Source organism: Pacificimonas flava, assembly GCF_000342165.1.
GTDB lineage: Bacteria > Pseudomonadota > Alphaproteobacteria > Sphingomonadales > Sphingomonadaceae > Pacificimonas > Pacificimonas flava.
The window spans coordinates 39,856-53,324 of record NZ_AMRV01000006.1 but is presented as its reverse complement, the minus strand read 5'-3'; the positions used below and the strand labels follow the sequence as shown (position 1 = coordinate 53,324).

Genomic DNA, 13,469 nt, shown 5'->3' with positions numbered 1-13,469 from the left:
GCCGAGCCGTTCTCCATCAGCCCTCCCGCCTGTTGATGAAGGCGAGCTTCTCGAAGAGCATCACGTCCTGCTCGTTCTTCAAAAGTGCGCCATGAAGCGGAGGAATGAGCTTTTTCGGGTCGCGCGACTGTAGCACATCGAGCGGCAGATCCTCGTGCATCAGCAGCTTCAGCCAATCGAGCAGTTCCGAGGTAGACGGCTTCTTCTTCAGGCCCGGAACCTCCCGCATGTCGAAGAAGATCGACAGCGCTTCCTTCACCAGATCCTTCTGGATGTCCGGAAAATGGACGTTAACGATTTCCTTCATCGTCTCCTTGTCCGGAAACTTGATGTAGTGGAAGAAGCAGCGGCGCAGGAACGCGTCCGGCAGATCCTTCTCGTTGTTCGAGGTTATGATGATGATCGGGCGTTCGACCGCCTTCACCGTTTCGCCGGTTTCGTAGACGTAGAACTCCATCCGGTCGAGTTCCTGCAACAGGTCGTTCGGAAACTCGATGTCCGCCTTGTCGATCTCGTCGACAAGCAGGATCGGCGTCTGCTCGGCCGTAAAGGCCTCCCACAACTTGCCGCGCTTGATGTAGTTCGAAATGTCGTGAACGCGCTCGTCGCCCAATTGGCTGTCGCGCAGGCGGCTGACAGCATCATATTCATACAGTCCCTGCTGCGCCTTTGTGGTCGATTTGATATGCCATTCGATCAGCGGCGCACCCATCGCCTCTGCAACTTCGGCTGCGAGAACCGTCTTGCCGGTGCCGGGTTCGCCCTTGATGAGCAGCGGGCGCCTGAGTGTCGCAGCAGCGTTCACCGCAACCTTCAGGTCTTCCGTGGCGACATAGTTCTGGGTGCCGTCGAAGCGCATGCAGTCTCTCTTCTGTGAAAAGCGAGGAATTCGACTGCCACGCTAGGGGAGCCGCGGGGGACATGGCAACCTAGCAAAGGGGGGCGGACCGGCGCGCCGGGCGCTCGCCCGCTTAATCGCGGCGGACGGCAGCGCGGGTTTCGACCAGTTCCAGCAGCTGGGCGTGGATCTGTACGAACTGACCGGCGCCGAACGCAATGGCGCGGCGGGAGCCGATTTCCTGAAAACGAGGGGCGGCCAGCGCGGTAAGCGCGAGGAGGGCGTCGCCCGGCCAGCTTTCGGCGGGTGCGGCCCAGCGGGCGGCGAAGACCGCGGCCCCGGCCGCATCAAGGGCCGCTCGCAGCCCCGGCCAGTCGATCAGAAAACCGAGCGCAACGCCAAGACCGCAGCCATCCCGCTGCGACCGGGCCAGCGTCAGCATGGCGCTGCGAATGTTCCGCACAACGGTCTCGGCCGAGGTCAGGCCCTGCAGACCGGGATAGATTCCGGACGAGGCGGCCAGACCTGCCAGCCATACGCGGTCGTCCGAGAACCGTGCGGCGGCCTGTTTCAACGGGTCCTCGAGGTCGCCGTTGTCGGCAGCAAGCGCATCAAGCAGGCTCGGCATTTCGCCGTGCAGGATCGTCAGGAAATGAACGGCGTCCGCAATGAAGCCCTCGGGGCGGCGACGCTGCGCCTTCCCCATCGCTGCAAGTTCGGCGCGGCCGGCAGCGGCCGCAGCGCCCAGACTGGCCAGCAGTTCGCCGAGCGTCTCGACGCGGGACAGAGGGCGATGATCGCGTGCCGCCAATGCCATCGACTTGCGCCTTCCCGTCAGCAGGAGTTGTGAATGCGCCTTGCTAGCGCGTGGACGGTAAAGGTGGCGTTAAAATCTCCACGAGACCCCATCGGCGGCAGGGCAATTGTCCTTGCTGCGCGGTGATTATTGCGTGAAGTTAGGGGCAGGGGGAATGTCATGAGACACTGGTGGGCATTGGCGGCGGCCATCGTCGGCGCGGCGATTCTGGCCGTCATTGGCACGACGCCGCCACCGGCAGCGGGCGTTGACGCACCCGCGGCGACGTTTTCCGCCGACCGGGCCATGGTCGACGTTCGCGCCGCCGGTTCCATGCCCCATCCCACGGGCAGTGCGGAACTCGCGCGTGTTCGCGAGCACCTGGTCCGGCGGCTCGCGGATATGGGCATGAGCGTCTCTTTGCGCCGTGGATCGCTCGGCGAGGCGGGAGCCAAGCGTCTGAAGGAATGGAGCGGCGAGGAGGCGGCTGCGCCGGAGGTCGTCAATATCGTTGCGACGCTGTCCGGTGCGGACCCGGAAAAGCCGGCCATCTTGCTGATGGCGCATTACGACACGGTTTGGGGATCGCCGGGCGCCGCCGACGATGGGGCCGGTGTCGCGGCCATATTGGAGGTGGTCCGCGCCATTGCCGCGGGTCCGCGTCCGCCGCGCGACCTGATGGTGCTCCTGACGGATGCGGAAGAATTGTCGCTCGGCGGCAGCCAGGCCTTTTTCCAGTCCGATCCGCTTCGGACACGGGTCGGGGCGATCATCAACATGGAGGCCAGGGGCGGCGGCGGTCGCACCACGATGTTCGAGACGAGCCCGGATAATGGCGCCGCGATGACGCTTTTCGAGGAAGCAGTTCAGCGGCCCGCCGCATCCTCGCTCAGCGTCTACGTCTACAAGCGGCTGCCGAACGATACCGATCTCAGTTCCGCGCGTGGCGGCGGCTATACGGCCTATAATTTCGCCTTCATCGGCCGGCCCAACCTTTATCATTCGCCGCTGGCGACGCCCGATGCCCTCGATCGCGGGTCCTTGCAGGATATGGGCGCGCAGGTGCTCGACCTGACGCGGGCGCTGCTACACGCTGACGCCTTGCCGGAGAGGGCCCCCGACCGCGTTTTCTTCGATGTCTTCGGGCTTGGCCTGATCAGCTACGCGCCGGCTCTGGGGTGGGTGTTCGTGGCAGCGGCGGCACTTCTGCTCGCAGCCTCCGTAGGAGGGCGGCTGGATCCGCCAGCCCTGCTGCGCGGCGTGCTGGCCATATTTGCGCTCGGGCTTTTGACGGCAATCGCCTTGCAGCTTGGCAATCTGCTTTCCGGCGCGGACGGAACGACGAACTATTACGACCGGCTTGCCGCTCTGCCGCGCCTGGAGGTGCAGGCTGCGCTGATCGCGCTGTCTTCGTTTCTGATCGTCCCGGGGCCAAGGCGACTTGCCGGCAGCGTGGGCCGGGGGGCGGGCGTGGGCGCAGCACTGCCGCTTCTCCTTCTGGGAACGGCCATGCAGGCTGCCGCGCCAACCGCGGCCTATATTCTCGTACTGCCGATGCTTCTGGCGGGGATCGCATCGGCCGCGAGGCGGTGGGCCGGTGGATGGACCGGGCAGGCGATAGGCGCCGGTGCGGCGGCGCTTGGCTGCGGATACATGCTGCAGTTCGCGCATCAGCTTTTCCAGTCGGTCGGCGCCGATATGCCCTATGTTCTCGCCCTGCCGCTGGTAATCGGGGCTGTTCTGCTGTGGCCGCTCATGCCTCTCACGCCGCTGGTCAGGCGCCGAGCCTCTCTCATCATCGCGGCGACGCTCGGTCTCGCCGCGGCCAGCCTCGCCCTATGGGTACGGCTGGATCCCATTGCTCCAAGCGCTGCAGTTTACAGTCTCGGGGCATAAAAAAGGGGCGGCAATGTCGCCGCCCCTTCTTCATTCGCGACCTGCGCGTTCAAACATCCAGGAAGCTGCGCATTTTCCGGCTTCTGCTCGGGTGCTTCAGCTTGCGCAGGGCTTTCGCCTCGATCTGGCGGATACGTTCGCGCGTAACGCTGAACTGCTGGCCCACCTCCTCAAGCGTATGATCGGTGTTCATGCCGATGCCGAAGCGCATGCGCAGCACGCGCTCTTCACGAGGCGTCAGCGATGCCAGAACCCGCGTCACGGTTTCCTTGAGGTTCGAGTGCACCGCGGCATCGACCGGAATGATGGCGTTCTTGTCCTCGATGAAATCGCCGAGCTGGGAATCCTCCTCGTCGCCAATGGGCGTTTCGAGGCTGATCGGCTCCTTGGCGATCTTCATGACCTTGCGCACCTTGTCGAGCGGCATGCCGAGGCGCTCGGCCATCTCCTCCGGCGTCGGCTCGCGGCCGAATTCGTGCAGGAACTGCCGGCTGGTGCGGACGAGCTTATTGATCGTCTCGATCATGTGCACCGGAATTCGAATCGTGCGCGCCTGATCGGCGATGGAGCGGGTAATCGCCTGCCGGATCCACCAGGTTGCATAGGTGGAGAATTTATAGCCGCGGCGATACTCGAACTTGTCGACGGCCTTCATCAGGCCGATGTTCCCCTCCTGGATTAGGTCGAGAAACTGCAGACCGCGGTTCGTATATTTCTTGGCGATGGAGATGACCAGACGCAGGTTCGCCTCCACCATCTCCTTCTTGGCGATCCGCGCCTCGCGCTCGCCCTTCTGCACCATGTTGACGATGCGGCGGAATTCGCCCAACTCGACGCCCGTCTGGGCCGCAATATCCGCCACCTGCAGACGCACATTCTCAATCGCTTGCCCCTCGCCCTCGGCAAAGGACTGCCATTTCGGACCGCGATCCTTCACGCTGTCGATCCAGCTCTCGTCAAGCTCGTTGCCGACATAGGTGTCGAGGAAATCGCGGCGCGGAATCTTGTAGCGCTCGGCGAGGCGCAGCATTTGCCCGGAAAGCGACATCAGCCGCTTGTTGTAGCTGTACATCTGCTCGACCAGGAACTCGATCTTGGCGTTGTTGAAGAACACCGCCTCGACCTTGTCGGTCAGCTCGCTGCGAAGCGCCTGATACTTCCTCTCCAGCTTGTCGTCATAATCGCTGCCGGCGTGCATCGCCTCCAGCCGCTCGTCCTGAAGCGTCTGGAACTTCTCGTAGACCCGCTGAATGTCATCGAACTGCTCCAGCGCCTGCGGCGTGAGCTGCTCCTCCATCTGGGCCAGCGAGAGGACGTTGTCGTCGTCGTCATCACCCTTCGAATCCGGCGACTTGCCGCTGTCGCCATCCTCGTCATCATCGTCCGCGCTTTCCGACTCGACGGCGTCGTCATCCTCTTTCAGCTCGACGCCCTTCGGCAGATCGCTATCGGAATCGGCATTCACCTCGTCCTCGGTCGGACCTTGGTTCAGCATCGCTTCGAGATCGAGGATCTCGCGGAGCTGCATCTCGCCGGCCTTCACCGCTTCGGCCCAGTAGATGATCGAGGAGAAGGTGAGGGGGCTCTCGCACAGCCCCATGATCATCGTGTCTCGGCCCGCCTCGATACGCTTGGCGATGGCGATTTCGCCCTCGCGGCTTAAAAGCTCGACCGCGCCCATCTCGCGCAGGTACATGCGGACCGGATCGTCGGTCCGGTCCAGCTTCTCTTTCGTGCGCGTCGCCACGAATTTCGTCTCGCCGCCATCGCCGACCTTCTGATCAGCGGCGGCGGGCGTGCCGTCATCCTCGTCCTCGTCCTCCTCGGACTCGGTGACGTTGATGCCCATTTCGGAGAGCGCGGACATAATGTCCTCGATCTGCTCGGACGACATCTGATCCTGCGGCAGAGCCTCGTTCAGCTCCTCATAGGTGATCCAGCCGCGTTTCTTCGCGCGGGCGATCATCTTCTTGATCGCCGCATCGTTCATGTCGATCAGCGGCGCGTCCGCTTCCTGATCAGCAGCCGCGCTTGCCTGTCCGTTCTTCGCCATCGATTCCCGTCATCCCGTAAAAGCCGACCCCAGCGCTAGGGCCCTTCCGCCGCCAAGCGGCGCCCCTGCGCCAGATCGCTGAGCTCTTGTTCAAGACGCAGCCGCTCATCGTGAAGCTGGCGACGCCGATCCACGTCCTCTTGAGTCCAAGACGCATTCCGCTGGCGGAGTTCGTCATTTTCCTCTTCTATGCGCGCGAGCGCCATAAGGTGCCCTGTCACGCATGCCAAGTCTTCTGCCGCCGTGGCGGCGGGCGTCCGGGGCCGCGTGAAGCTGAAGGTCAGGCGATTCATGTCGCTGACCTCTTCCGCAAGCCGGCCGAGCCCTCGACGCTCTAGGTCGGCACGTAGGCCGTCTTTGTCAAGCTCCGGCTGACCAGCCATCGCAAGAAATATGGCAGAACGAAGACGTTCCAGGTCGGGGTTATCGATCTTCAGGGCAGGCACGGTCTCGTCCACGCTGTGACAAAGCTCTGGATGAAGAAGAAGTCCCGTCAGGATGGCCGTCAGATTCAACTGATAGGGAGTGCGCAGCGCCGCGCGCTTCATGGACGGCGAAGCGCCCATCAGCGGCGGACGAAAATCACCGCGCCTGTTGCCCGCTCCGCCCCCGCTACTCTGCCAGGACCCGGATCGACGATCCCGTTTCTGGGCGAACATGCCATCGAAGCGCGACTTGAATTCGGCCCGGTAGAGCTGCTGTACACCGGAGTCCTCGATCGTGCCGGCATGATCGTAGAGCCGCTGGCGAAGCGCCGCGCGGCGTTCCGGCGTCGAGGCTTCGGCCCCTTCGGTTTCCATGCGCCACACATGATCGATCAGGCTTTCGGCACTCTCGATAAGCGCTTCAAAGGCGCCAAGGCCGCTTTCCCGCACGAGATCGTCCGGATCCCTCCCCTCCGGCAGCAGTGCGAACCGAACCGACCGGCCGGGCTCCAGCAGCGGCAGTGCGCGGACGGCGGCACGATGGGCGGCGCGCAGGCCGGCGGCGTCGCCGTCGAAGCAGAGGACAGGTTCCGCCGCGGCGCGCCAGGCAAGCCGCATCTGGTCCTCCGTCAAGGCGGTTCCCATGGGCGCGACGGCCTCCGCAAAGCCGGCCTGTGCCAGGGCGATCACGTCCATATAGCCCTCGACGATGGCGAGACGCCCGGACTTCCGCGCGGCCGGACCAGCCTTGTCGAGATTGTAGAGGAGGCGTCCCTTGTCGAAGAGCGGTCCGTCCGGGGAGTTCAGATATTTGGGTTCGCCCGCTCCCAATATCCTGCCGCCGAAACCGACGGTCCGGCCCCGTGTATCGCGTATGGGAAACATGATGCGGTTCCGGAAGCGATCATAAGGGTCGCGGCCGCGGTCCTCGGGCTGGATCAAGAGGCCGGCGGCAATCAGCTTTTCGGCGGGGGCATCTACGGCCGATGCCATCGCGCCCCGTCGGTCGGGGGCAAATCCTATGGCGAAGGCACGGATGGTGGCGTCCGACAGGCTCCGCCCCTGCAGATATTTACGCGCTTCGGCACCTGCCGTGCCGTGTAGTTGCCGAATAAAATACTCGCCGGCCGCTCCCGCGACATCATGCAGGCCCTGGGCAGCCTTGGCGCGTTCGCGCGCCTGCGGATTTTCCTGAGGCATATCGAGACCGGCCTGCGCGGCCAGCGTCTCGACCGCATCCCTGAACTCCATGCCCTCCTGCTCGATCAGGAAGCTGATGACGTCGCCATGCGCGCCGCAGCCGAAACAGTGATAAAAGGCCTTGTCGTCATTGACGTAAAAGCTCGGCGTCTTCTCGTTGTGAAACGGGCAGCAGGCCTTCATTTCTCGGCCGGCGCGAATCAGCTTCACGCGCCGCCCCACGACATCGGACACGGGAACGCGCGTTCTGATTTCATCCAGGAAGCCGGGCGGGATACTCACGCCGCCCCTTATCGGCCGCGCGGCAGGGATTTGCCAGTCCGCGCTGTCCGGAACTAGTCCATGGGGACGGGGCCGACACCGCTGGCCTTATAGCCGCCGCCTTCCAGCAGAAAGCCGCCGGCCGGTCCCTTGGGCGGCTGGGTGGACTGATAGAAGAAGGTGATCGTCTCACCCGTGCCCCAAGGTTCTGAGCCGCCCTCTGCCCGGAATGTCAGTCCGCCGTCATCCGGCCGCCGCTCAATACGGAACCCGCCGCCGGCGCCGAGTGCGGCCTCCGCTTCGCCGAAACTGTAACCCGCGATTCCGGTGAAGCCCGGGGGCGCGAAACTCGTGGCAAAGACAGTGACGTCGTCAAAACGGCGAACGATTTCGGGACGCGGAAAGGGGTCGTCGTTGATCGCGTCGTTTCCGGGCGTGACGCGGTAGACGTAGGTATAAACCGTTGCCTCGCCCTCTGCTCGAGGATCACAAGGATCTGTCCCCGCTGGACAATCGACGCGCCCGGTCAGATCGCCCAGCGAATCGCCCTGCCATACCCATGAGGCCTCAACCGCCGGACCGACCGGCCCGTCGACCGTACCCCCCAATGAAAGGAGGCCGTAATCGCGGGCGGAATATTCGGTTGGTCCGCCGCCGGACAGACTTGCGCAGGCCGCAAGGAAAACGGGCGCTGCGAATAGGGCGGTACGAGCGGCAGACAAGCGGGCAGACTCCGGCGTTTATAGCGTTCTTCCTACAGCGCCTCGCCCAAACGGAGGTTCCGATGTCCGGGATCAGGCGCCGGCGGTCAGTTCCTGCTTCACCATCGCGCTGGCTTCCTTCATGTCGATCTGCCCGGCGAAGCGCTCCTTCACGGCGGCCATGACCCGGCCCATGTCCTTCGGACCTTCGGCGCCTAGTTCGTCGATGATCTTGCGAACCTCCGCCATGGCTTCGCCGGCCGCCATCTGCTGCGGCATGAATTCCTCGATGACCGTCAGTTCCTCGCGCTCCTTGTCGGCGAGCTCGGTCCTGCCGGCCTCGTCATACATGGCGATGCTCTCTCGCCGCTGCTTCGCCATTTTCGTCAGCACGTCGGCGATCAGGGGGTCGTCGGCATTTCCTGCGCCGACCCCGGCGGCGATCTCCTTGTTCTTGATTTCGGAAATGATGAGGCGCGTTGCGGCCACGCGCTCCTTTTCTCCGGATTTCATGGCGGAAATCTGCGCGGCCTTGATCTGGTCCCGGATCATGGGGGCTTCGTCCTTCGTCTGTGGCAGGGTTTGCGGGCGGAAACCCTACAGATAGTGCAGGCGGCGTGCGTTTAACAGAATTGACGCGAATCCCCTCTGTCCATACGAGGGCCGCTTAGCCGACAAGTAATCCGAACCCGAAAGGAGCGCCCCCCGCGTGGCCCAGTCCGAACCCCTGCGCATGTCCGATACACCGCCAGAGGGCGCAACCGGGGTGTTGGTGCTCGCCAGCGGCGATATCATCTGGGGCCGCGGCTTCGGCGCGGCAGGCCACGCTGCCGGAGAGGTGTGCTTCAATACGGCCATGACCGGGTATCAGGAGGTGATGACCGATCCCTCCTATGCGCGGCAGATCATCTGCTTCACCTTTCCGCATATCGGCAATGTCGGCGTGAACGAGGAGGATGTGGAGGCGGACACGCCGCATGCGCTCGGATGCATCGTGCGGGAGGATGTAACCGCACCCTCCAATTTCCGCTCGCTCGGCCGCCTCGACGACTGGCTGGCGGAGGCGGGGCGCATCGGCCTGTCGGGTATCGATACGCGCGCGCTGACGCGCCTGGTGCGAGAGCGGGGCGCGCCGAACGCCGTCATAGCCCATTCGCCGGACGGTACGTTCGACATGCCGGCGCTTCTTGCCGAGGCGCGTGGGTGGAGCGGGCTTGAGGGCCTCGATCTCGCGAAGGATGTGACGCGAGACGAAACGGCGGGATGGAACGGTGGCCCCTGGGCTCTCGGCAGCGGCTATGGCGCAGGTTCGGGGGAAGGGCCGCATGTGGTTGCCATCGATTACGGCACGAAGAAGAACATCCTGCGCCGCCTGACGAACGCAGGCGCGCGCGTTACCGTCGTTCGGGCGGATGCGAGCTATGACGATATCATGGCGCTGGCGCCGGACGGTGTCTTCCTGTCGAACGGTCCCGGCGATCCTGCGGCGACCGGTGAGTATGCCATTCCGGTGATCCGGAAGCTTCTGGATGCGGACATGCCGATCTTCGGCATCTGTCTCGGTCATCAGCTTCTCGGGATCGCAGCGGGCGCGAAGACCGCGAAGATGTTCCAGGGACATCGCGGCGCGAATCATCCGGTGAAGCGTCTGTCGGACGGGCGGGTCGAAATCACCAGCATGAATCACGGTTTCGCGGTCGATGCTGACAGCCTGCCTGCCAACGTGACGGCAACGCATATCAGCCTGTTCGATGGCACGCTGTGCGGGATCGAACTGACCGACAAACGCGCGTTCGGGGTTCAGTATCACCCCGAGGCCAGCCCCGGTCCGCAGGACAGCGACTATCTGTTCGAGAACTTCGTCAAGGGGCTGGCGTGACCGCACCCCTTACCTCGCCCATTCCCTTTCAAATCCCTTCCCGCCTGACCGTGCGGGTTCGACCGGACTGACCTATGCCCAAACGCACTGACATCGACGCCATCCTCATCATCGGCGCGGGGCCGATCATCATCGGGCAGGCCTGCGAGTTCGATTATTCGGGAACGCAGGCCTGCAAGGCGCTGAAGGAGGAGGGCTACCGCATCGTCCTCGTCAATTCGAACCCGGCGACGATCATGACCGACCCGGAGCTTGCCGACGCAACCTATGTCGAGCCGATCACGCCTGAGATCGTCGCCAAGGTGATCGCCAAGGAGCGCGATCTCCACCCGAAAGAGACGTTGGCCGTGCTCCCGACCATGGGCGGGCAGACAGCGCTCAACACGGCGCTGGCGCTGGACCGCGACGGCACGCTGGAAAAATACGGCGTCGAGCTGATCGGCGCCAATGCCGAGGCGATCGACAAGGCGGAGGACCGGCTGAAGTTCCGCCACGCGATGGACAAGATCGGTCTGGAAAGCCCGCGCTCCGAGATCGCGCATAGCGAGGCAGAGGCGCTGGCGGCGCTCGACATCGTCGGCCTGCCGGCGATTATCCGTCCCTCTTTCACCATGGGCGGCACCGGTGGCGGCATCGCGTACAACAAGGAGGATTTCATCGCCATCGTGCGCGGCGGCCTCGACGCCAGCCCGACAACGGAGGTGCTGATCGAGGAATCCGTCCTCGGCTGGAAGGAGTATGAGATGGAGGTCGTCCGCGACAAGGCGGACAATGCGATCATCATCTGCTCCATCGAGAATGTCGATCCGATGGGCGTCCATACCGGCGACAGCATCACGGTCGCGCCGGCGCTGACGCTGACCGACAAGGAATATCAGATCATGCGGTCCGCCAGCATCGCGGTGCTGCGCGAGATCGGCGTCGAAACCGGCGGGTCGAACGTGCAGTTCGCGGTCAATCCGAAGACGGGCCGCCTGATCGTCATCGAGATGAACCCGCGCGTTTCCCGCTCGTCTGCGCTTGCGTCCAAGGCGACGGGCTTCCCCATTGCCAAGGTCGCCGCGAAGCTGGCGGTCGGCTATACGCTCGACGAGATCGAGAACGACATTACCGGCGCGACGCCCGCCAGCTTCGAGCCGACGATCGACTATGTCGTGACGAAGATTCCGCGCTTCGCCTTCGAGAAGTTCCGCGGCGCCAAGAACGATCTGTCGACGGCGATGAAATCGGTCGGAGAGGTCATGGCGATCGGCCGCAACTTCGCCGAGAGCCTGCAAAAGGCGCTGCGCGGTCTCGAAACCGGCCTGACCGGCCTCGATCCTCTGCCCGAGCTCGAGAATGCCGATCTTGGAGAGATCGCCGCGCTGCTGGCGAGCGCGAAGCCCGATCGGCTGCGCGTCGTTGCCGATGCCATGCGGCGGGGGATCGACGATGCGGAAATCCACCGCTTGTCGAGCTACGATCCCTGGTTCCTGGCGCGGCTTCGCGAAATCGTGGAGGCCGAACAGCGCGTCACGGAGGCTGGACTGCCGTCGGCCGCAGCGGGGTTCCGCGCGCTGAAAGGCATGGGATTTTCCGATGCGCGTCTCGCCGCGCTGACCGGCAAGACCGAGGAAGAGGTGGCGCAGGCGAGGCGCGCGCTCGACGTGCGCCCGGTCTTCAAGCGCATCGATACCTGCGCGGCGGAGTTTGCCGCGAAGACCCCCTATATGTACTCGACCTACGAGGCGCCGCTGTTTGGTGCGCCGGAGAACGAGGCCGAACCCACGGACCGGAAGAAGGTCGTCATTCTTGGCGGCGGGCCTAACCGGATCGGGCAGGGGATCGAGTTTGACTATTGCTGTTGCCATGCCGCCTTCGCGCTCGATGATGCCGGCTATGAAACCATCATGGTCAACTGCAATCCGGAAACGGTTTCCACCGATTACGATACCTCCGACCGGCTCTATTTCGAGCCGCTGACGGCCGAAGATGTGCTGGAAGTTCTGCACATCGAGCAGACGAAGGGCACGCTGCACGGCGTCATCGTCCAGTTCGGCGGGCAGACACCTTTGAAGCTGGCGCCGGCGCTGGAGGCGGCCGGTATTCCGATCCTCGGGACGCCGCCGTCCGCCATCGACGAGGCCGAGGACCGTGAGCGGTTCGCGGCGCTCGTGAACCGGCTGGGCCTGAAGCAGCCCGCGAACGGCTATGCGCGCAGTCTGGATGAGGCGCTGCGGGAAGCGGAGGCGGTGGGCTATCCGGTTCTGCTGCGTCCCTCGAACGTGCTGGGCGGCCGCGGCATGGAAGTTGTCGACAGCCCGCGCCAGCTGGAAACCTATATTCAGACGGCCGTGGAGGTCTCCTCCGGGGCGCCCGTCCTCGTCGATCAGTATCTGCGCGATGCGATCGAGGTTGACGTGGACGCGCTTTGCGACGGCGAGACCGTGCATGTTGCGGGCGTCCTGCAGCATATCGAGGAGGCCGGGGTTCATTCGGGCGACAGCGCCTGCTCGCTGCCGCCCTATACCCTGTCGGACGAAATCATCGCGGAGATCGAGCGCCAGACAGAGGCGCTTGCCATGGCGCTGGGCGTACGCGGCCTGATGAACGTGCAATTTGCGGTGAAGGACGGCGAGGTCTACCTGATCGAGGTCAATCCGCGAGCCAGTCGCACCGTGCCGTTCGTGGCAAAGGCGAAGGGCACGCCCATCGCGAAGATCGCCGCACGTGTCATGGCGGGCGAGATGCTGTCGGGCTTCGAAATGCCGCCGCGTCAAACCAAGCATGTCGCGGTGAAGGAAGCGATCTTTCCCTGGGGGCGTTTTCCCGGCACCGATCCGGTCTTGGGCCCCGAAATGAAATCGACGGGTGAGGTCATGGGGCTGGATTACGATTTCGCAACGGCCTTTGCGAAATCGCAAATGGCGGTGCAGACGATCCTTCCGCAGTCCGGATGCGTGTTCCTGTCCGTGAAGGATAGCGACAAGCCGCAGATACTGGCGGCGGCACGGCAACTCGTCGATCTGGGCTTCTCGCTCGTCGCGACGGGTGGAACAGCAACCTACTTGGAAGCGGAAAACCTTCCGGTGCGGCGCATCAACAAGGTGCTTGAGGGATCGCCGCATGTCGTCGACCTGATCAAGAACGGTGAGATCGACCTGATCTTCAACACGACCGAGGGCGCACAGTCCTTGAAGGATTCGAAATCCATTCGCAGTTCGGCGGTGGAGGGACGTGTGCCCTATTACACCACGGCAGCGGCGAGCCGGGCGGCGGTGGCTGCGATCGAGGTTCTGAAGGCTCGCCCCCTTGAAGTCCGGTCCCTGCAATCCTACAATTCGGCAGCCTAAGAGAATTTTCTGACAGGACGGGTCTTTTATCGGACGGTGGCCGGTGCCATCGGCGGTAAGGTTTTCCTGTCAAAGCTGAGGGACAGGT

9 protein-coding genes are annotated in these 13,469 nt (G+C 63.9%); 3 read left to right on the top strand and 6 right to left on the bottom strand.

The genetic code is table 11. The features are described from left to right. Positions 1–16: 16 nt before the first annotated feature. Both C725_RS09575 and C725_RS09570 read right to left on the bottom strand, forming a co-directional pair. Entirely contained in the window at positions 17–859 is an 843-nt protein-coding gene (locus C725_RS09575; protein ID WP_008602406.1) for an AAA family ATPase, read from the bottom strand. 112 nt (positions 860–971) lie between these two features. Continuing rightward, complete coding sequence (locus C725_RS09570) at positions 972–1,655, bottom strand: DUF6975 family protein (protein WP_008602403.1); 684 nt, start codon at positions 1,653–1,655, stop codon at positions 972–974. Positions 1,656–1,814: 159 nt separating this feature from the next. Between C725_RS09570 and C725_RS09565 the strand changes: the two genes are divergently transcribed. Beyond that, positions 1,815–3,530, top strand: a complete 1,716-nt coding sequence (locus C725_RS09565; RefSeq protein ID WP_008602402.1) for a M20/M25/M40 family metallo-hydrolase — start codon at positions 1,815–1,817, stop codon at positions 3,528–3,530. A 49-nt stretch (positions 3,531–3,579) separates the two neighbouring features. Here the strand turns inward: C725_RS09565 and rpoD are convergent, their stop codons facing one another. The 4 genes from rpoD to C725_RS09545 form a co-directional block, all read right to left on the bottom strand. Continuing rightward, positions 3,580–5,583, bottom strand: coding sequence for an RNA polymerase sigma factor RpoD (rpoD, locus tag C725_RS09560; RefSeq protein ID WP_008602400.1), 2,004 nt, complete (start codon positions 5,581–5,583; stop codon positions 3,580–3,582). Between the two features lie 35 nt (positions 5,584–5,618). Then, complete coding sequence (dnaG, locus tag C725_RS09555; protein WP_008602397.1) at positions 5,619–7,490, bottom strand: DNA primase; 1,872 nt, start codon at positions 7,488–7,490, stop codon at positions 5,619–5,621. A gap of 53 nt (positions 7,491–7,543) precedes the next feature. Next, on the bottom strand, positions 7,544–8,191 hold the full coding sequence (locus C725_RS09550) for a hypothetical protein (RefSeq protein WP_008602395.1): 648 nt from the start codon (positions 8,189–8,191) through the stop codon (positions 7,544–7,546). A gap of 72 nt (positions 8,192–8,263) precedes the next feature. Beyond that, positions 8,264–8,722 carry a GatB/YqeY domain-containing protein gene (locus C725_RS09545; RefSeq protein ID WP_008602393.1) on the bottom strand — a complete coding sequence of 153 codons (459 nt, stop codon included), beginning with the start codon at positions 8,720–8,722 and terminating at the stop codon, positions 8,264–8,266. A 181-nt stretch (positions 8,723–8,903) separates the two neighbouring features. On the opposite strand from C725_RS09545, the gene carA reads away from it, so the two are divergent. Beyond that, positions 8,904–10,049: a glutamine-hydrolyzing carbamoyl-phosphate synthase small subunit gene (gene carA / locus C725_RS09540; protein ID WP_038282805.1), complete on the top strand. Its 1,146-nt coding sequence runs from the start codon at positions 8,904–8,906 to the stop codon at positions 10,047–10,049. Positions 10,050–10,123: 74 nt separating this feature from the next. Beyond that, positions 10,124–13,381, top strand: coding sequence for a carbamoyl-phosphate synthase large subunit (gene carB / locus C725_RS09535; protein WP_008602388.1), 3,258 nt, complete (start codon positions 10,124–10,126; stop codon positions 13,379–13,381). Positions 13,382–13,469: the final 88 nt, after the last annotated feature.